At 64.0% G+C, this 19,539-nt stretch carries 13 protein-coding genes; 12 read left to right on the top strand and 1 reads right to left on the bottom strand.

Annotation, left to right across the window (positions count from 1 at the left end):
- Positions 1-35: 35 nt before the first annotated feature.
- The gene (locus AC788_RS07390) at positions 36-1,139 is read left to right on the top strand and encodes a GNAT family N-acetyltransferase (RefSeq protein ID WP_049860022.1); all 1,104 of its coding nucleotides are present in this window, start codon (positions 36-38) and stop codon (positions 1,137-1,139) included.
- On the opposite strand, the gene AC788_RS07395 is transcribed toward AC788_RS07390, so the two are convergent.
- Positions 1,115-1,789 (bottom strand): MgtC/SapB family protein, encoded by a 675-nt coding sequence (locus AC788_RS07395; RefSeq protein ID WP_043190299.1) that lies wholly within the window; start codon positions 1,787-1,789, stop codon positions 1,115-1,117. The two genes, AC788_RS07390 and AC788_RS07395, sit on opposite strands and share 25 nt — an antisense overlap.
- Positions 1,790-2,276: 487 nt before the next feature.
- Between AC788_RS07395 and AC788_RS07400 the strand changes: the two genes are divergently transcribed.
- The 11 genes from AC788_RS07400 to AC788_RS07450 all read left to right on the top strand — a co-directional run bounded on the left by AC788_RS07400 (position 2,277) and on the right by AC788_RS07450 (position 19,397).
- Positions 2,277-4,472 (top strand): TonB-dependent receptor family protein, encoded by a 2,196-nt coding sequence (locus tag AC788_RS07400; RefSeq protein ID WP_236690489.1) that lies wholly within the window; start codon positions 2,277-2,279, stop codon positions 4,470-4,472.
- A gap of 435 nt (positions 4,473-4,907) precedes the next feature.
- Positions 4,908-7,055 carry a TonB-dependent receptor family protein gene (locus AC788_RS07405; protein ID WP_236690490.1) on the top strand — a complete coding sequence of 716 codons (2,148 nt, stop codon included), beginning with the start codon at positions 4,908-4,910 and terminating at the stop codon, positions 7,053-7,055.
- Between the two features lie 13 nt (positions 7,056-7,068).
- Positions 7,069-8,802 carry an ABC transporter substrate-binding protein gene (locus tag AC788_RS07410; protein ID WP_049860024.1) on the top strand — a complete coding sequence of 578 codons (1,734 nt, stop codon included), beginning with the start codon at positions 7,069-7,071 and terminating at the stop codon, positions 8,800-8,802.
- Complete coding sequence (locus AC788_RS07415) at positions 8,799-9,926, top strand: ABC transporter permease (RefSeq protein WP_082223608.1); 1,128 nt, start codon at positions 8,799-8,801, stop codon at positions 9,924-9,926. Before AC788_RS07410 ends, AC788_RS07415 begins: the two co-directional genes overlap by 4 nt.
- The gene (locus AC788_RS07420) at positions 9,857-11,068 is read left to right on the top strand and encodes an acyl-CoA dehydrogenase family protein (RefSeq protein ID WP_049860025.1); all 1,212 of its coding nucleotides are present in this window, start codon (positions 9,857-9,859) and stop codon (positions 11,066-11,068) included. Before AC788_RS07415 ends, AC788_RS07420 begins: the two co-directional genes overlap by 70 nt.
- A 20-nt stretch (positions 11,069-11,088) precedes the next feature.
- Positions 11,089-12,420 carry an LLM class flavin-dependent oxidoreductase gene (locus tag AC788_RS07425; RefSeq protein WP_049860026.1) on the top strand — a complete coding sequence of 444 codons (1,332 nt, stop codon included), beginning with the start codon at positions 11,089-11,091 and terminating at the stop codon, positions 12,418-12,420.
- A gap of 33 nt (positions 12,421-12,453) precedes the next feature.
- Positions 12,454-13,506 (top strand): NADP(H)-dependent aldo-keto reductase, encoded by a 1,053-nt coding sequence (locus tag AC788_RS07430; RefSeq protein ID WP_049860027.1) that lies wholly within the window; start codon positions 12,454-12,456, stop codon positions 13,504-13,506.
- Positions 13,507-13,558: 52 nt separating this feature from the next.
- Complete coding sequence (locus AC788_RS07435) at positions 13,559-14,425, top strand: ABC transporter permease (protein WP_049860214.1); 867 nt, start codon at positions 13,559-13,561, stop codon at positions 14,423-14,425.
- The gene (locus AC788_RS07440; RefSeq protein WP_049860028.1) at positions 14,422-16,080 is read left to right on the top strand and encodes a dipeptide ABC transporter ATP-binding protein; all 1,659 of its coding nucleotides are present in this window, start codon (positions 14,422-14,424) and stop codon (positions 16,078-16,080) included. Before AC788_RS07435 ends, AC788_RS07440 begins: the two co-directional genes overlap by 4 nt.
- Positions 16,081-16,710: 630 nt before the next feature.
- Positions 16,711-18,534 (top strand): ABC transporter ATP-binding protein, encoded by a 1,824-nt coding sequence (locus AC788_RS07445; protein ID WP_236690491.1) that lies wholly within the window; start codon positions 16,711-16,713, stop codon positions 18,532-18,534.
- A gap of 407 nt (positions 18,535-18,941) precedes the next feature.
- The gene (locus AC788_RS07450; protein ID WP_049860029.1) at positions 18,942-19,397 is read left to right on the top strand and encodes an REP-associated tyrosine transposase; all 456 of its coding nucleotides are present in this window, start codon (positions 18,942-18,944) and stop codon (positions 19,395-19,397) included.
- Positions 19,398-19,539: the final 142 nt, after the last annotated feature.

Raw genomic sequence — 19,539 nt, forward strand, 5'->3', positions numbered from 1 at the left:
TCGCATGGGTACCAGTAACGACAAGGATGTGGCACATGTACGAACAAAGCACTTGTGACTCAAGCACGATTCGTCTGCGAGCGGCACAAATGGAGGATGCACAACAACTCGCACATGTTCATCTGGCCGCCTGGCAGGCGGCCTACCAAGACCTTCTTTCACCGTCCTACCTGCTGGCGCTTGAAGACAAGCTGGAGCAGCGGGCAAACGTGCTACGCGAGGCGATCGTTCAGCGGACAATGTCGTTGTGGGTGATCGAGCGAAGCGGGCAAGCCCTGGGTTGGGCCTCTTTCGGGCCCAGCAGGGATGCTGAGGCGGGTTCGGCTACGGCCGAACTGCGCGCTATCAATCTGCTGCCCGAGGTCTGGTCGCAAGGTCTGGGTCGCCAGTTGTGGCAGGTCATCCAGGAAAACCTCACGCGCGACGGCTACACCGACGTGACCGCGTGGGTATTGGCGGGGAACGAGCGGGCCATCGGGTTTTATGAGGCCATTGGGTTCGTCCGCGAACCCGGCAGCGAGCGAACGGTGGTTGAGGATGGGGAATCTCTGTCGCTGGTGCGTTATCGCACCCAGTTGATCCCGCCTCTGGTGCAGACGCCGCTGCTGACGCCTCGTCTTGAAATAGTCGCCCCGAATGTTGCCCTGGCACAGCTCTTGGCGGATGCCTTGAACGCGAGTTACGAAACCCATCGTCTGTTTCTGGTTTGGAGCCGGCCACGCTGGGAACTGACCGATACGCTGGACACCCTGCAGCGAGCGCAGAGCGATTTCGTCCGCCACGATGCGGAGAAAAAGTTCTTCCTGCTGACTCGCGAGCACCCGCAGCAACTGGTGGGGTGTATCGGCTTCACCCCCAAGGCCGATGGCTCCCACGAGATAGGCTACTGGGCGAACCAATTATTCCAGGGCCGGGGTTTGATGCGCGAAGCATTGACGGCACTGATTGCCCAGTTGCCTGGAGCACATTTGTACCTGACGACGTCTTCGGCCAACACCGCCAGCCGCCAGCTCGCGGAGTCGGTCGGGTTTCGTCTGGTTCGTACCTTGGTCGGCGATCGTCGCTCCGATGTCTTCGGGGTGTGTGACACGCTGGTGTTCAAGCTTGGCGACGCTCATTGGCTGGAAGCATCCTCCTGAACCCCGTCGATGGTCAGCAGTTGCTCCAGTATCTGCTTGGCCTGCGCGCCTGAAGTGCGTTTGAGTTCGATGGTGATGCTGTCGGTGTCGTCACGATTGCCTTTTTCGACGATGAATTGTCTGACCTTGCCCGCGCGGTTGCCCATCACTTCGTTGACCTTTTTCAGGGAAAGCGTCTGCGACGGGGCGATCAGTTTGATGACATGGACCTGCACGCGGTTGCGGTAGACCCGCTCCATAGGTTTTATGGCGATCAGGATCACCAGAATGATAAAGGTGGCGGCGGTGCTGACCACGTACAGCCCACCGCCTACCGATAGGCCGATGGCGGCGACCGTCCAGAGGCTGGCCGCCGTGGTGAGTCCGCGAATCACTTCGCCGCGCAGCAGGATCGAGCCGGCGCCCAGGAAACCAATACCTGAAACCACCTGCGCCGCCACCCGCGAGGGGTCGAGTTCGGTGTGCGCCATGGCCAGGGCATCCTGAAAGCCGAACGACGATACGATCATGAGCAGGCACGAGCCCACGCACACCAGCATGTGAGTACGCAGACCTGCGGCCCACAGCAGCCGCTCGCGTTCGAGCCCGATCAGGCTGCCGAGCAGAGCAGCCAACAGCAGGCGGATACACATTTCCCAATCGGTGAGCATGGTTGACCTCCTTGGTAAGGGTGGAACCCGCCGTCGTTGGCGTCGGGTTCCAAATTTACGACAGGCATGCTGACGACTCCAGGCGCTTATTGTTCACGATAACTAGGTGAAGAATTCTTCGCGGATGATGATCACGCCCACCAATGAGTGCGATCGTATTTTTTGTAGGAGCGGTCCGCGGCCGCGAAATGATCGCTGCGGTGTGTCAGGCAAGTGGCGGTGAAGCCTTCGCGGCCGATGACCGCTCCCACGGATGATCGATATCAGGTGTTTGTTGACAGGGCTGTAGTGAAGTTTCAAGTGTTCGAATCAAGGCAGTCGTTCATCACCAAGTGTGTGCTGGCGGCCACTTGGCCGCTCTAATGTACGGTTTCAACGAGTTTCGGCCGCTCAATAGCTGGCACGCTCTCTGCTATCACCCTGTTGCCAATAAATAAGCACCGTCTTTATTCAGGGCGGTGTTATATGAGTCAAGCAGGAGCAGGGAATGAACGGGGAAGTCATTGCAACAACGACGGCACGCAATCGCTTGCCGTCGGCGCTGGGCGCTGGGGCGACATTGCTGTTTATCGGCCAACTTCATGCCGCACCCGTCACCGAATCGGCCGAGCAGAAGCCGACCAGTCAACTCAGTACCGTAGTTGTTCAGGGTGCCAGGCTGGACGAGAACCAACGCGCCGAAACGGCTTTGAAGCAAGTGGCAGGCGGAGTCAACTATGTTGATTCAGCGACCGTAGAAAAGAGGCGCGTGTCGACCAGTACCGATATCTTCGCTCTGCAGCCCGGTGTGATCGCTACGCAGGGCGGCGGCAGCAACGACGGCACACGGATTTCCATTCGTGGGTCGGGTATCAACAAGGGCGTGGGTTATTTCCGCGCCGGCATCTTCTACCTGTTCGACGGCCTGCCGGTGTCCGGGCCCGGCGGTACCCCCTACGAACTGTTCGAGCCGCTGGGCCTGAGTCATACCGAAGTGCTGCGCGGCGGCAATGCTTTCGATATCGGCTCGTTGTATCTGGGCGGTGCGATCAACTACGTGACCAAGACCGGCTACAATTCCGCGCCCTTGCAAGTGCGCTATGAGGCCGGTAGTTACGGCTATCAAAAGCGTCAGATCAGTTCAGGGCAAGTGCTGGGCCCGCTCGACTATTACGTCAGCCTCACCGACTCGGCGTCGGACGGCTTTCAGGATCAAACCAAAGGCAAGAGCGCCGGTTTCGCCGGCAACATCGGCTACCAGTTTTCGCCGCAGTTGAAATCCCGTCTCTACTACCGCTATCGCACCACCGATAACGAGACGCCTGGTTACATCACCCGCGCGCAACTGAAGGACGATCCCGAGCAGGCCAACCCGGCCAGTGTGAACGTACGTGCGCATCGCAAACAGCCAGGTTCGACCTGGGTAGCGAGCAAGACCCAATACACCTTCGATGACGATTCCAACCTGGAAGTGGGATTGGTCTACCACGACTATCCAATCGACGCGCGACAGGGCGTCAACCGCACGACCTGGGGCTTCAGCGATTATTCCGCCAGTTTGAAATACGACCGCCTGGACACGTTGTTCGGCAAGAACAGCATCACCCGATTCAACGCCCTGCGGACCGAGCATTTGAATGCTTACGCCAAGACCAAGGTGCGGATTCCTTCCGGTATCACCGCCAACCTGCCGTCCGGGGCGTTGGTGCGCAAGGCTGAGTACGAAGGCTCCGACACCGTGTTGAGCGCCAGCAATGAAACCGAGTGGATCGACAACACGCTGTGGCTCAGCGCAGGCCTTTCCGCCGTGGAGTTCCAGCGCAAGGCCAAGGTGTCGTATCCGGTGGGTGGCGAGGCCGACAACCCCAACAACCCCATCGAAAAGAACGACTGGGAGTTTGCCCCCAGGGTGGGCGTGCGTTACCAGATCAACCCTAACTGGCAGCTGTTCGGCAACCTCAGTCGCACGGTCGAGGCCCAGCAGTCGTGGGCTTATGTATCCGGTGCGCAGGTGTTCACGTCCGGGCCGGCCACCGGGCTCAACTCCGGTGGACAGAAGCTTGAACCGCAGATTGCCGATACGTTGGAATTCGGTACCCGTGGGCAGTTCGGCAACAACAACTGGGACCTGACGTTCTATCGGTCCCACGTGCAGGATGAGTTGCTCTCGGTGATCATCAGAGAGGCCACTTCCACCGCCGATGCGCTGACCTCCGAATACAACGCCAGCAAGACCATTCACCAGGGGGTGGAACTGGGTCTGGATTCTCTGCTGTACCAGAACGATGGTGATTCGTTGCACTTGCGTCAGTCCTATACCTATAGCGACTTTTTCTACCGCGACGACGAACAGTTCGGCAGCAATCGGTTGCCCGGCATTCCCAAACACAATTACCAGGCTGAACTGCGTTATGACTTCAGCAATGGCGTTTATGTGGGCGTGAACACTTACTACGCCTCCAAGACACCGGTGGATTTTGCCAACACCAAGGACGCCGGTTCTTACAACCTGTGGGGCGCGATACTGGGCTGGGATTCGCCGAAGAAGGATTGGAATGTCTATCTGGACCTGCGCAATTTGACCGACGAGAAGTACGCCGCCTCCATCAGCCCGACGTTCAATGCCAACGGCAACGATGTCAGGGCGATCATTCCGGGGGATGGTATAGGTGCGTATGCGGGGGTGCAGTACAGCTTCCGGTAATTCAATGCCTACCGTAGGAGCGGTCATCGGCCGCGAAGAGGGCACCGCGGTGTATCAGGCATACCGAATCGCGCCCTTCGCGGCCACGGACCGCTCCTACGGGATCATTGGCCTGGCGTAGGAGCGGTCATCGGCCGCGAAAAGGGCGCTGTGGTGTATCAGGCATACCGAATCGCGCCCTTCGCGGCCACGGACCGCTCCTACGGGAGGCTATCTCTCACAAGTGTTGCTGGGGCAGCAGTCACTAAGCAGTTGCGGCTATTTCAAACATCCAGCCGCTACCTGATATCAAAAAAGTTCCTTGTTTAGGGCACTTGGTGATTGGCACGAACACTGCAATCTCCAACTTTATCGATGAGGTCGCAGACGTCATCACCCGAGTCCGACTATACCAATAGAAGCTCGCCTTATATTCATTGGGTGGGAGCAACACCGTTGAAGTTACATGCCTTTACGCCGTCATTGAACAATCGGCGCAGCAGCGCTTTTCGTTATACCGAACTTGCCTCAGGCCTGAGCGCCTGCCTGTTGTTCAACGTCACGCCGGCGCTGGCCGATACGGCCGAGCAACGCTTGCAAACGGTCACCGTGCAGGCGGCCAAGGCGACACCGGTCGAGCAGGCGCGGGCCAGGCTTGCGGAAGTACCCGGTAGCACCAGCCTGGTCGACCAGGCCGAGGTCAATAAGGGCCGTTCGGCCAGCCTCGAAGACACCCTGGCCTACCAGCCTGGCGTGTACGCGCAGTCGGCGGGGGGCAATGACGCGATCAAGATTTCCATCCGTGGTTCCGGCGCGAATGCTTCGCCCGGCTACTTTCGCGAAGGCACCAAGTTTCTCTTCGACGGCTTGGCCCTGACCGGCGCCGGGGGCACGCCGTACGAACTGCTGGACGGGCAAGGCCTGCAGTACACCGAGATCCTGCGCGGCGCCAATGCGTTCGAGTACGGCGCCTTGTCGTTGGGCGGTGGCATCAACTTCATCACCCACACCGGCTACAGCGCGCCGGGCAGCCAGATCAAGCTCGAGGGGGGCAGTTTCGGCTGGCAGAAACAGACCCTGCGCACCGGTGGTGTGGTGGGCGATGCGGATTACTTCGTCAGCGTCGACAACGCTCGACGCGATGGTTATCAGGATTACACCTTCAGCAAGTCCCAAGGCGTGGTGGGCAATTTCGGCTACCGCTTCAGCCCGAAGCTGCAGACCCGCCTGATCGTGCGTTATCGCGAGGAATTCCACGAGAATGCCGGGGCCTTGACCCGTGCCCAGCTCAAACACGACAGCACCCAGACCAATGCGGCCACGCGCACCAGCCGCGGCGACTCCACCAAACGCGGGTCGACCTGGGTGGCGAGCAAGACCACCTACACCTTCGACGACGACGCGACCCTGGAATTCGGCATCGGCTACCACGACTACCCGCAGATCCTCAATCGGCGCAGCCCGGTCAACCCGAATTACTGGGACTGGAGCGACCTCAACGCCTCGCTCAAATACACCCGCAACGATCAACTGTTCGGGCTCGACAGCACCACCACCCTGGGCTTCACCAGCACCGAGCACCTGAATGCCGGCGCCAAGACCTACCGCGGTGACAAGGACCTTGGCATCCTGCAGAAGAACGTCAAGTACGACGGCTCGTCCGACCGTGTCTTCACCGTGGGCAACGACCTGGGGCTGACCGACCGGTTGTACCTGAGCACCGGCGTTTCGGCGATCCAGATCGAGCGCGACATCGACGTGACGTTCAGCGACCGAGCCAACACCAGCGGCTTCCCCACGCGTTACGACTATGACGATTGGTCCCTGGCACCCCGGGCCGGGCTGCGTTACGAGCTGACGCCGAACCTGCAGGTGTTCGGTAACGTCAGCCGCTCCATCGACCCGCCCAGCTCGTGGTCGATCTCCAACTCCGGGGTGACCAACAACTACATCAAGCCATTGGTGCCGCAGACCGCCAACACCGTGGAGTTCGGTATCCGCGGCCAGTCCGAGCGCTTCGATGGCAGCCTGGTGCTGTACCGCTCCTGGATCAAGAACGAACTGCTGACGACCCAGATTGCCGCCGCCACCGACACCAGCGCGGCGATCGTCACGACCGCCAACGCCACCCCGACCATTCACCAGGGCATCGAAGCGGGGCTGACCACGCGGCTCTGGCAGGGCAGCAATGGCGACGTCCTGAGCTGGCGCCAGGCTTACACTTTGAACGACTTCTACTATCGCCACGACCCCTCGTTCAGCAGGAACGAACTCCCCGGTTTGCCCAAGCACATCTACCAGGCCGAGCTGCAATACCAGTACGCCAACGGCTTCTACGCAGGCGTCAACGTCCGGTCCGTGTCCAGCTCGGCGGTGGACTACGCCAACACATTCAATGCGCCGTCCTACACGATTTTCGGTGCACGCCTGGGCTACGACGCACCGAGCAAGCAGTGGCAGGCCTACGTGGACCTGAAGAACCTGGGTGACAAGGACTACGTGACGGCCATCGTGCCCGGCTACAACGCGCAGGGGCAGGACACGGCCGCGCTCTATCCGGGGGATGGCTTCGGCGCGTTCACCGGTGTGACCTGCAACTTCTGATGGCTGCCCGCTCATGACACTCGTGTTTCTCAGGACCGCGCTCGTCTGCACGTTGCTAGCGCTGTCGGCCTGTTCGCCCAGTACCGATGTACCCCGCACAGATGCCACCAGTACGCCGGTCACGCGCGCGCCGAGCACCGATGGCATCGTCGACGGCGACCTGATCAGCTATCCCGCCAGCGACTACCACGAAGCCGGGCCGGGCAAGCGCGGCGGCACCCTGCGGGTGACCACCGCGGCCGACACCGGCACCTTCGATGTGCATTCCATTTCCCATGGCAACGTGCAGTGGCTGGGGCGGTTGCTCTACGACTGCCTGGTCTATCAGGACGAGCAGGGCAACGTCTCGCCCTGGCTGGCCAAATCGTGGGAGGTGTCGGACGACGGCCTTACCTACACCTTCCACCTGCGCGAGGGCGTGACCTTCAGCGATGGCGAGCCCTTCAACGCCCAGGCAGTGAAGATCAACCTCGAGCACATGCGCGATCCGGCCACCAAATCACCGCTGGCTGCGGCTTACATCGCGCCCTATGTGCAGGGGCGTGTGCTCGACGAATACACCTTCGAGGCCACCTTGCGCGAACCCTACTCGCCGTTTCTCGACGTGCTCGCGCAGTCCTGGTTGGGGATGATTTCGCCGAAGCAGATTCTCGAAGCGCCGAAATCGATCGCCGAGCATCCAGTCGGCTCCGGACCGTTCGTGCTGCACAGCTACACCCGCGACCAGGGCGCGGTGTTCGTGCGCCGCAAAGGCTATGACTGGTCCCCGCCAGTCACACGCCACCAGGGCGAAGCCTACCTCGACCGCATCGAGCTGAGTTTCGTGCCCGAGGCGATGATCCGCTTCACCTCACTGGAGGCCGGACAGTCCGACCTGACCCTGGATGCGCCGCCGCAGAATGCCAAGGGCATTCGCGAGTCGACGGCGCTGACCCTGCGCAGCCGCATTCGCAAGGGCAATCCGTTTCGCAGCCTGACCTTCAACGTGGAAAAGGCGCCGTTCGACGATGTGCGCGTGCGTCGTGCGGTGGCCAAGGGCATCGACCGCGAGGGCCTGGCCTGGATCATCGGTTTTGGCGAGTTCCGGCCCAAGGCTGATTTCCTCGCCGCCAATACGCGCTATTACGACCCGACCTACAAGGACGTGCTGGCCTACGATCCCAAGGCGGCCAACGCTGCCCTCGACGAGGCGGGCTGGATCGCGCGCGACCCCGCGGGGTATCGCCCCCGCGACGGGCAGCGGCTGGGAGCGACGCTGTTGGCCGCCGAGAGCCCGAGCTTCTCCAGCGCTGTGGCGGTGGCGATTCAGGCGGACCTGAAAAAGCTCGGTTTCCAGCTGCGCATCGAACTGCTGCCGGTGGCGCAGGCGACCGACCGCCGCTATGCCGGCGATTTCCAGATGATTGGCGGCGGGTACTGGCACACCAATACACCGGACGGCCTGTACATCCTCTACCACAGCGACTCCATTACCTCGGAAAAACGCATCGGCCAGAACGCCGGTCGCTTTCGCGATGCCGAGCTGGATCGACTGTTGGCCGCGGCACGGCGCAGTCACGATCCGGCGCAGTTGCAACCGCTGTACAGCAAGGCACAGCAGCGTTTGGCCGAGTTGGTGCCGGTAGTGCCGTCGTTCGAGAGCCATGTACTGGTGGCGTATTCCAAACGCCTTGCCGGGGTGATCTTCGACACCTCCCACAACACCGTTTTCCTGCCCAGCCTGTGGCTGCAACCGGAGGCTGAATGAACAGTATCGCAATCAGGATTTTCTGGCGGCTGCTGGCCGGTGTCGGGGTGCTGTGGGGCGCGGCCAGCCTGACCTTTCTGGCCATCAACCTCAGCGGTGGCGACCCCGCACTGGCCATTCTCGGCGGCCCGGAATCCATGCCGACCCCGGAGATGATCGTGCGGGTGCGCGCCGAGTACGGCCTCGATCAGCCGCTGATCGTGCAGTACGGCCACTACATCGCTCGCCTGGTCCAGGGCGATCTGGGCGAGTCCTATCGCCTGCGCATTCCGGTCACGCGGGCCATTGGCGCACAGATCGGCGCCACGGTGCAGCTGTCGATCTGCGCGGCGCTGGTGGCCGTGCTGCTGTCGGTCATCAGCGCGATCACTACGGCCAAGCGCAGCCCGTGGGTGCGCTCGCTGGTGTCGGGGACCGAGCTGGTGCTGTCGTCGGCGCCTTCGTTCGTCATCGGCATCCTGTTGCTGCTGGTGTTCGCCTTTCACTGGCATGTACTGCCGCCTTCCGGATCGGGCAGTTGGCAGTCGCTGATCCTGCCGACCCTGGCCCTGGCCCTGCCACTCGCCGCCGTACTGACCCAGGTGCTGCGTCAGGAACTGGAAGACATCCTCGACCAACCCTTCATCGCCATGGCGCGCGCCCGGGGCATGTCCGAAACCGGCGTGCGCCTGCGCCACGCCCTGCGCCATGCGCTGGTGCCACTGGTGACCCTGGCCGGCTTCGTGTTCGCCAGCCTGCTGGGCGGGGCGGTGATCGTGGAGTTGCTGTTTTCCCGCCAAGGCATCGGCCGGCTGATGCTCGATGCCGCCAATGCCAAGGACGTGCCCATGGTCTTGGGCATCACCCTGTTGGCGGCGGCGATCTATGTGGCGGTGAACCTGGTGGTGGACCTGATCAACCACTGGGCCGACCCGCGAGTGAAGTCCGCATGCCCCGAATTTTCATGGCTGCTCGGCAGCCCGATGACGCAAGGAATGATCATGAGTGTTGAACAGCGTACCGGCGGTTTTCCGCTGGGTTCCCCCACGCCCGCCCGCGGGCCCCCCTTGCCGAGATCTTCGCGCGCATCGAGGACACTGCGCTGGCCCGCGAGCAGCAGCGCGAGCTGGCCTTCGATGCGGTGAACTGGCTGCGTGAGGCCGGCTTCGGGGCGCTGCGCGTGCCTCGCGAGCAGGGCGGCGGTGGCGCCAGCCTGCCGCAATTGTTCGAGCTGCTGATCGAGCTGGCCGAGGCCGACTCGAACCTGCCGCACATCCTGCGCGCGCATTTCGGCTTCGTCGAAGGCCGTCTGTCCCGCGACGAAGCCGAGTCCCAGGCGTACTGGCTGGGCAAGGTGGTTGCCGGTGATCTGTGGGGCGCGGCCATGGCCGAGCGTACCGACACCAGCAAGCAGAGCGTGACGCTGACGGCTGAAGGTGAGCAGCGCTGGCGTCTGGACGGCAAGAAGTTCTACTGCACCGGCACCCTGTACGCCGACTGGATCGCCGTGTCGGCGCTGACCGGTGAGGACTTCGTCAGCGTCTCGGTGCCGACCAACGCGCCCGGCGTGACCCGCGATGACGACTGGGACGGCTTCGGCCAGCGTCTGTCTGGCAGCGGCACCACGCGTTTCGACAATGTCCCGGTGCCGTCCGAGTACGTGTTGCGCCGCTATGCAGCCGGCGAGCAGCGTCCCGAGTCCTACATTTCGGCGTTCTATCAACTGTTTCACCTGGCGACCCTGGCCGGGATCGCCCGGGCGGTGCTGCGCGATGCCAGCGAGTTCGTTCAGGGCCGGACCCGCGCCTTTGGCGTCCCGGGCCAGTCCAGCCCCAAGGAAGATCCACTCGTACAGCGCGTCGTCGGTCGCCTGTCGAGCCTGGCCTATGCCGCGCAGACCCAGGTGCTGGCGGTCGCCCAGGGGGTGCAGAACGTCTACGAGGCCGAACGTGCCGGGCAGGCCAGTGAAGCCCATTACACCGAGGCCGAAGTGCGCGCCTTTCAGGCTCAGCAGATCGTGCTGGAGCAGGTGCTGGAGGCCACCACGCTGTTGTTCGAAGTCGGCGGTGCCTCGGCCACCAGCCAGTCGCGGCGCCTGGACCGGCACTGGCGCAACGCGCGCACGCTGGCCTCGCACAACCCGGCGATCTACCGCGAGCGGGCGCTGGGTAACTACTACCTCAACGGCATCAGCCCGAATGCCGCCTGGCGCGCCTCGCAGGCTGCGCACGACGCCGCCCAGTCCGAACCCGCCACTGCGCTGCACGACGAAGCCAGCGCCGTCTGAACCGTTTCCAAGGAACCGTCATGAGCCCCAAACCGCAAATGAGCATCGGCATGAACATCCTCGGCTTCGGCGCCCACGCAGCCGCCTGGCGGGCGGAGGAGGTGCCGGCCAATGCCTATCTGGACGCCGAGTATTACTGCAACATCGCGCGCATCTCCGAACGCGGCACGCTGGATGCGATCTTCCTCGCCGACGGTCCGGCGCTGGGCGGCGACGTGGCGCAGCACCCGGCCGGTCGCCTGGAGCCCACGGTACTGCTGACCGCCGTGGCGCTGGCCACGCAACGCATCGGGGTGATCGCCACTGCGTCCAGCACCTACAACGATCCGTTCAACCTAGCGCGGCGCTTTTCTTCGCTGGACCACATCAGCGGCGGCCGGGCGGCCTGGAACGTGGTGACCAACGCCGGCGATGCCGCTGCGCAGAACTTCGGCCTGGCCGGCGCGCCGCTGCACGTGGACCGCTACGCCCGCGCCGACGAATTCATCGACATCACCCTCAAGCTGTGGGACAGCTGGGAAGACGACGCGATCATCGGTGATGCCGTCAGCGGCCGTTTCGCCGACCCGGCCAAGGTGCACACCCCCAACTTCGTCGGCGAGCACTTTTCAGTGAAGGGCCCGCTCAACCTGCCGCGCTCGCCCCAGGGCCGACCGGTGCTGGTGCAGGCCGGCTCCTCCGAAGGCGGCAAGGCGCTGGGCTCGCGCTACGCCGATGCGATCTTCACCACCCAGACCACCCTGGAAGACGGCCAGGGCTTCTATCAGGAAATGAAACACCGCGCCCGGCAGTGGGGGCGCAATCCGGCGCACCTGAAGATCATGCCGGGCCTGTCGACGGTGATCGGCAGTACCGAGGCTGAAGCCCACGCGCGCTTCGATCGGCTCAACGATTTCCACGGCGAAGAAGGCTTGCTGTATCAGGTGGCGGCGCGCGTCGGCCTGAGCGTGGCCGAGCTGGACCCCGACGCACCATTGCCTTGGGACAAGATCGGCCCGGTGGCCTCGTTCGAACGCGGCTCGCACGGGTTTCTCGAAGCCCAGCTGAACCTGGCGCGTCGGGAAAACCTCAGCATCCGCCAACTGTCGCGGCGCATTCTGGTCGGCCATCGCCTGCTGGTCGGCACCCCGGAGCAGGTCGCCGACACCCTGGAGCACTGGTTTCTGGCTGGTGCCGCCGACGGCTTCAACATCATGCCGGACATGTTTCCCTCCGGCGTCGAGATCTTCGTCGATGAAGTGGTGCCGCTGCTGCGCCAGCGCGGCGTGTTCCGCCACGAATACAGCGGCCACACCCTGCGCGATCACCTGGGCCTGCCGTATCCGGCCAGCCAGTACGCACACAGCGCCTGAACCTCTCCCGCCTGCAACGGACCGATTCGAACCATGAAATATCGCACCCTTGGCAACACCGACCTCAACGTCAGCCTGCTCGGCCTGGGCACCATGACCTGGGGCCATCAGAACAGTGAACAGGACGCCCATCGGCAACTGGACCTGGCCCTGGCGCACGGCGTCAATCTGATCGACACCGCAGAGATGTATCCCACGCCGACCCATGCCGATACCTGGGGCAGCACCGAGCGCTTCATCGGCACCTGGCTGCAACGCAGCGGGCGTCGTGCCGACATCGTGCTGGCCAGCAAGATCATCGGCCCCCCCCCCCCGCCGGGCCCCGGCGGCCACCCCCGCGGCGGCTTGCCCCGCCACGACCGTGCCAACATCACCGCCGCGCTGGAAGGCAGCCTCAAGCGCCTGCAGACCGATTACCTGGACCTCTACCAGCTGCATTGGCCCGATCGCACCACCAATATCTTCGGTCAACGTGAATACCCCTATGTCGACGACAGCGGCAGTGTTGCCATCGAAGAAACCCTGGAGGTGCTCGGCGAACTGGTCAAGGCCGGCAAGATCCGTCACATCGGTGTCTCCAACGAGACGCCCTGGGGCGTGGCGCGCTTTCTCCAACAGGCCGAGCAACGCGGGCTGCCGCGCATTGCCAGTGTGCAGAACCCCTACAGCCTGTTGAACCGGTTGTACGAAGGCGGGCTGTCGGAGTTCAGCCATCGCGAAGGGGTAGGGTTGCTGGCCTATTCGCCACTGGCGTTCGGCACCCTCACCGGCAAATACCTGAACGGCGCGCGACCGCAGGGTTCGCGTTTGACCTCGGTGTACCGCACCTTTAACCGCTACGACAGCGAATCGGCCAGCCGCGCCATCGCCGCCTACGTGCAGTTGGCCAAAGACTACGGCTATACGCCTGCGCAACTGGCCCTGGGCTTCGTCGCCCGGCAGCCATTCGTCAGCAGCGTGCTGACCGGGCAAACGAGCGAGGCGCAGTTACAGGACAACTTCAGTGCACTGGACATCGAATTCACCCCGACCCTGCTGGACAAGATCGCCGAGATCCATCGCGCGACCCCCAACCCGGCGCCTTGATCGGCGCTTGCCGTACGGAGAATCGTCCATGGCAATCAGTTCATCGCCCACGATGCTGGGCCCGGTCCCGGCGGGCACACTGGACGCCGGCATCGGCCGTCGGCGCGCCCGCACCCGGTTGCGCCCAGGCCTGGTGCTGGCCGGCGCCTTCGTGCTGCTGCTGGTGGTGGCGGCCATCGCCCCAAGCCTGTTGACGTCGATCGACCCGCTCGATGCCGTGGCGCGCCAGGCGTATCGCGCGCCCGATGCGTTGCACTGGCTGGGCACCGACGAGAATGGCCGCGATGTACTCAGCCGCCTGATCCACGGCGTGCGGCCTTCGCTGCTGCTGGGCCTGGCGGCCACGGCCATGGGGCTGGCACTGGGCACCTTGCTGGGCGTGGTCGCAGGCTTGGGTCCACGCTGGCTGGACGCGGCGGTCATGCGCAGCGTGGACGTGCTGCTGGCGTTCCCCGATCTGCTGCTGGCGCTGGTGATCATCACCTTCTTCGGCCAGGGCACCTTGAACCTGATCATCGCCGTCGGCATCGCCAGCGTGCCGCGCTACGCCCGCTTGGTGCGCGCGCAAACTCAGGTGGTGCGTGGCGCAGGTTACGTGGAAGCGGCGACCACCCTGGGCCTGGGGCGCGCCGCGGTGATCGGGCGACACGTGCTGCCCAATGCGATCAAGCCGGTGTTGATCCTGGCCACCATCGGCATTGGCGGCAACATCACCGCAGGCGCTGCGTTGAGCTTCCTCGGTTTTGGTGCGCCGCCGCCTGCGCCGGAGTGGGGGACCATGCTCGCCATCGGCCGCAACTTCCTAGCCAACGCCTGGTGGCTGGTCGCCTGGCCGGCGCTGGCGATCACCTTCACCGTCATTTCGATCACCGCCATCGGCCGTGAACTGCTGCGTCGCAGCGAAGGAAAACGCTTATGAATGCCATTGTTCAGCCAGCGCTGCCGGTGCTTGATGTACAGGATCTGCACGTCGCTTTCGCCGGCCAGGCGCAGCCGGTGATCCGCGGCATCAGCTTTCAGTTGCGCGCCGGTGAATGCCTGGCGCTGGTGGGCGAATCCGGTTCGGGCAAGAGCGTGACCTCGCGTACCCTGGCCGGGCTGACAGGGGCGCACGCTCAGGTCCGCGCCGAGCGCTTGTCATTCGCCGGGCGGGATCTGCGCACGCTGCGCGAGAAGGACTGGCTGCAACTGCGCGGCGCCCAGTTGGGCTTCGTCATGCAGGATGCGTTGGGTTCCCTGGACCCGTTGCGACGGGTCGGCCAGGAGATCGCCGAGCCGCTGCGCCTGCACACCGACCTGAAGCGCCAGCAGCGCGATGCGCGGGTCATCGAGCTGTTGCGCTCGGTCGGAGTTCCCGAGCCGGAATTGCGTGCGCGCCAGCACCCGGGCCAGTTGTCGGGTGGCTTGCGCCAGCGTGCCTTGATCGCCTCGGCCATCGCCTGCAACCCGCGCCTGCTGATCGCCGACGAGCCCACCACGGCGCTGGACGCCACCGTTCAGGCGCAAGTCATGAGCCTGCTCGAATCGCTGCGCGGGGCAGACACGGCCATGCTCATTGTCAGCCATGACCTGGCAGTGGTCGCACGCCTGGCCACACGCATTGCGGTGATGCAGCACGGGGTGATCGTGGAGCAGGGCAGTGTCGACCAGATCCTGCGCGATCCTCGCCATCCCTATACCCAGAGCCTGCTGGCAGCCGGTACCGCGGTGCACTTTCGCCGCGCTTACGGTGACGCGGCGGCCATTGCCGAGGTGCCCCAAACCGGCGAAGTTCTGCTTCGCGCCGAACACCTGAGCAAGTCGTTCCCAGGTCCGGACGGGCGGGTGCGCAGGGTGGTCGCGGATGTATCCCTGCGCCTGGAGCGTGGTCGGACCTTGGGCATCGTCGGCGAATCCGGGTCGGGCAAGACCACCCTTACGCGCATGATCCTGGGACTGGAACGTCCCGACAGCGGTCAGGTGTGGATCAACGGCCAGCGCTGGTCCGATCTCGACAAGGCCCAGCAGGCGAAGGCTCGGCACAGCATTCAGGTGGTGTTCCAGGATCCGCTGAGCTCGTTCGATCCGCGCTACACGGTGCAAAAGGTGCTGTTCGAAGCGTTGCAGGTGGCGGGTCATCCCCGTGCAACGTGGGAGAGCCGGGCCCAGCACTTGCTGGCGCTGGTGAAGATGGACGCTGCGGTAATCGATCGGCGACCTATCGAGTTGTCCGGCGGCCAACGCCAGCGCATCGCCATCGCCCGCGCGCTGGCGGCCGAACCGCAGATTCTGGTGTGCGACGAGCCGGTGTCGGCGCTGGACGTATCCGTGCAGGCGCAGATTCTGGAATTGCTCGACGACCTCAAGAATCGGCTGGGGCTGGCGTGCCTGTTCATTTCCCACGACCTGGGGGTGATCAACCACGTCAGTGACCATGTACTGGTGATGAAGGATGGCGAGGTGGTGGAGGCGGGCGCGGTGCGACAAGTCCTCGACCGCCCGCAACACCCTTACACCCAAGCCTTGCTCAGCGCCGTACCGACCCTGCAGACCGGCGCCCTGCGTGCGCTCACCTATCTACCCCTGGCGATCTGACCCGAGCCGCTACACGATCCGCTCGCCACACCGGACGCGGCTTGCGCCGCTGCTACACGATCCGCTCGCCACACCGGACGCGGCTTGCGCCGCTGCTACACGATCCGCTCGGCACACCGGACGCGGCCCGCGCCGCTGCTACACGGTCCGCCTGAAACACCGGACGCGGCTTGCGCCGCTGCGCCACGGTCCGCTCGGCACACCGGACGCGGCTTGCGCCGCTGCTACAGGGTCCGCTTGAAACAACGGGCGCGGCTCGCGCCGCTGCTCCACGGTCCGCGCGCCACACCGGACGCGGCTTGCGCCGCTGCTACACGATCCGCTCGGCACACCGGACGCGGCTCGCGCCGCTGCTACACGGTCCGCTTGAAACAACGGACGCGGCTCGCGCCGCTGCTACACGGTCCGCTCGGCACACCGGACGCGGCTTGCGCCGCTGCTGCACGGTCCGCTCGGCACACCGGACGCGGCTCGCACCGCTGCTACACGGTCCGCTCGCCAAACCGGACGCACGGTCCACGCGTTCCTCTGTAGCAGCGGCGCGAGCCGCGTCGGCGGTATACGCGGTGCATCAGTAGAAACGCAACACCCCAACCGCGGCCCGCGCCGCTGACACTCGGAGACTACCGTTTGAAACCCTCGTACAAGGAACGTCAACACGCCCTGCGCAGCTGGAACATTCAGTCGCTGCCGGAGACGCCTTTCGCCTTCGCCCGTTTCTTCGTCGGCCATTTCCGGGGTTGGTACCTGGCGATCCTGCTGTTGCAGGTAGTGGCAGTGACCTGCACGGTGCTGGTGCCCTGGGTGCTGGGGCAGATCACCCGCGTGGTCAGCACCGCCAGCGCGGCCAATCTGGACTGGCAAAGTCTGGGCCGGCCGCTGCTGCTGTTCGCCGGCCTGCTGGTGCTCGAAGTGCTGTGTACCCGCGGCGCCACCGGCGCGCATATCCGCGTCTTGCCACTGCAACGGCGCACCGTGACCCACGCGGTCTACGCCTACCTGCAGCGCCACTCCCATCGCTTCGTCAGCAGCGAATTCGCCGGTGCCCTGGCGCACAAGATCTCCGAAGTCTCCATGGGCGTGGGCCAGGCGCTGGCGCTGTTGCTGTTCGACCTGATTCCGCTGCTGGTCACCCTGACCCTGGCCGTGGCGGTATTGGCCACAGCGTCGGTCTGGCTGGCGCTGTTCATGCTCGGCTGGTCGGTGGCGTTCATCACCGTCTGCTATTTCCTGGCCAAGCGCAGTCACCCGCTGTCCCAGCAATACTCGGCGGCGCGCAGCACCAGCAACGGCAAGGTGGTGGATGCGGTGTCCAACCTGACCAACATCCGCCTGTTCGCCCGGCATTCGTTTGAACATCGCTACCTGGGCGATTACCTGGACCGCGAGCTGAAGGCCGCCGGCCGCTCGTTCGGTTACATGGAGAAAATCCGCTGGTTCCAGTCGATCTGCGGAATGTCACTCAAGGTCGGCATGCTGCTGATCGCCCTGTACCTCTGGCGCCTGGGCAGCATCGACATCGCGACCTTCGTGATGGCCACCAGCCTGTCGCTATTGATCATCACCGACGTCGCCAACCTGTCGCGGCGCTTCCTGGATTTCTTCGAGGCCACCGGCAACATCGCCAACGGCGTGCGCACCTTGATCCGCCCCCATGAAGTGGTGGACGAGCCCGACGCGCAGCCGCTCGCCGCGGTGCGCGGGGCCATCGAGTTTCGCGATGTAAGCTTTGGTTATTCGCCGCAGAAGCCGGTGTTCGAGCATCTGCAGTTGTCCATCCCGGCGGGACAGCGGGTTGGCCTGGTCGGCACTTCCGGCTCGGGCAAGTCGTCGCTGCTCAACCTACTGTTGCGTCTGTACGACGTCAATCAAGGGCAGGTGTTGATCGATGGCCAGGATGTGCGCAGGGTGACCCAGCATTCACTTCATCAGCAGATCGGCCTGATCCCTCAGGAACCGGGCCTGTTTCACCGCAGCATCGCCGAAAACATCAACTACGGTCGCCTGGATGCCAGCCCCCAGGAACTGGCCCAGGCCATCCATCGCGCCGGTGCGAGCGCGTTCATCGACGGCATGGATCAGGGCGCCGAGTCGCTGGTGGGTGAACGTGGCGTGAAGCTTTCCGGTGGCCAACGCCAACGCATCGCCATCGCCCGGGTGTTGCTCAAGAACGCGCCCATTCTGGTGATGGACGAGGCGACTTCGGCGCTGGACTCGATCACCGAACGGTTCATCCAGGAGAAGCTCGACGAAATCATGCAGGACAAGACCGTGATCGTCGTCGCCCACCGGCTGTCGACGGTTGCCCACCTAGACCGCATCCTGGTGTTCGAAGACGGGCGCATCATCGAAGACGGCTCCCACGACGACCTGCTGGCCCAGCAGGGCCAGTACTTCCGCCTCTGGAGCCGCCAGGCCCAGAACCCGTACGATGAGGAGCTGGCGTTGGCGTAGTCCGGTGGAAATGCGCTAAGCAGGCCAGGCCCCTTCGCGGGCAGAGACCCGCTCCCACAGGGATGAAACTCCCCCGCACCCATGTGGGAGCGGGTCTCTGCCCGCGAAAGCGCCCTCGGCCACAACACATGCAGTAGTCATTACCCTGCATCCCACAGCCAAACCCCATGCATCGCCCAGCCCATGTGGGAGCGGGTCTCTGCCCGCGAAAGCGCCCTCGGCCACAACACATGCAGTAGTCATTACCCTGCCTCCCACAGCCATACCGCCCGGATCGCCCCTGGCCCATGTGGGAGCGGGTCTCTGCCCGCGAAAGCGTCCTCGGCCACGACACATCCAGTGATCATCAACCCGTTCCCGAGCATCACTGACCCTATACATTGCTGCTTTTCATCAAAGAGCCCGGCATGCCGAACTACACCTCGAAAAGCCTGCGTCTTGGCCGATATTCCGAGCCTGGACGTCCGTATCCTCTCACCACCGTCGTGCTCGCACGCCAGCCTGTTTTCCTCGACTGGTCATTGGGTCGGCACGTCGTCACCGAACTACGGCGGGCACAGGCCAGTGGGCGTGTAACTTCGCTGGCATGGGTACTGATGCCCGACCACTTGCACTGGCTGATCGAGTTGCACTCCAGCTCGCTGGCGAACGTGATCCGCGAGGTGAAATCTCGTTCTGCGAGGTCTTTCAACCGGCACACTGGCCGCGCCGGACCACTCTGGCAGGCGAGTTTCCATGACCGCGCATTGCGGCGCGAAGAGAACGTCGTGGCCGCTGCGCGGTATGTGGTGGCCAATCCGCTGCGGGTTGGGCTGGTCGAGCGTTTGGGCGACTATCCGCTCTGGGATGCTGTGTGGGTCTGAGTGAACGTGGCAGGCAGGCCAGACCCCTTCGCGGGCAGAGACCCGCTCCCACATTGGTGTGAGTGCGCCCTGCCCAAGTGGAAAACGCCGGGCCGTTTCGCCGGCAGAGACCCGCTCCCACATTGGTGTGAGTACGCCCTGC

This window comes from Pseudomonas sp. RIT-PI-a (assembly GCF_001187875.1).
In the GTDB taxonomy this organism is placed as follows: Bacteria; Pseudomonadota; Gammaproteobacteria; order Pseudomonadales; family Pseudomonadaceae; genus Aquipseudomonas; species Aquipseudomonas coleopterorum.

What these genes read in the sequence shown, in the direction of transcription:
- AC788_RS07390 (WP_049860022.1), top strand. Translation starts at nt 36, where the DNA reads ATGTACGAACAAAGCACTTGTGACTCAAGCACGATTCGTCTGCGAGCG.
- AC788_RS07395 (WP_043190299.1), bottom strand. Translation starts at nt 1,789, where the DNA reads ATGCTCACCGATTGGGAAATGTGTATCCGCCTGCTGTTGGCTGCTCTG.
- AC788_RS07400 (WP_236690489.1), top strand. Translation starts at nt 2,277, where the DNA reads ATGAACGGGGAAGTCATTGCAACAACGACGGCACGCAATCGCTTGCCG.
- AC788_RS07415 (WP_082223608.1), top strand. Translation starts at nt 8,799, where the DNA reads ATGAACAGTATCGCAATCAGGATTTTCTGGCGGCTGCTGGCCGGTGTC.
- AC788_RS07425 (WP_049860026.1), top strand. Translation starts at nt 11,089, where the DNA reads ATGAGCCCCAAACCGCAAATGAGCATCGGCATGAACATCCTCGGCTTC.
- AC788_RS07440 (WP_049860028.1), top strand. Translation starts at nt 14,422, where the DNA reads ATGAATGCCATTGTTCAGCCAGCGCTGCCGGTGCTTGATGTACAGGAT.
- AC788_RS07435 (WP_049860214.1), top strand. Translation starts at nt 13,559, where the DNA reads ATGCTGGGCCCGGTCCCGGCGGGCACACTGGACGCCGGCATCGGCCGT.
- AC788_RS07430 (WP_049860027.1), top strand. Translation starts at nt 12,454, where the DNA reads ATGAAATATCGCACCCTTGGCAACACCGACCTCAACGTCAGCCTGCTC.
- AC788_RS07410 (WP_049860024.1), top strand. Translation starts at nt 7,069, where the DNA reads ATGACACTCGTGTTTCTCAGGACCGCGCTCGTCTGCACGTTGCTAGCG.
- AC788_RS07450 (WP_049860029.1), top strand. Translation starts at nt 18,942, where the DNA reads ATGCCGAACTACACCTCGAAAAGCCTGCGTCTTGGCCGATATTCCGAG.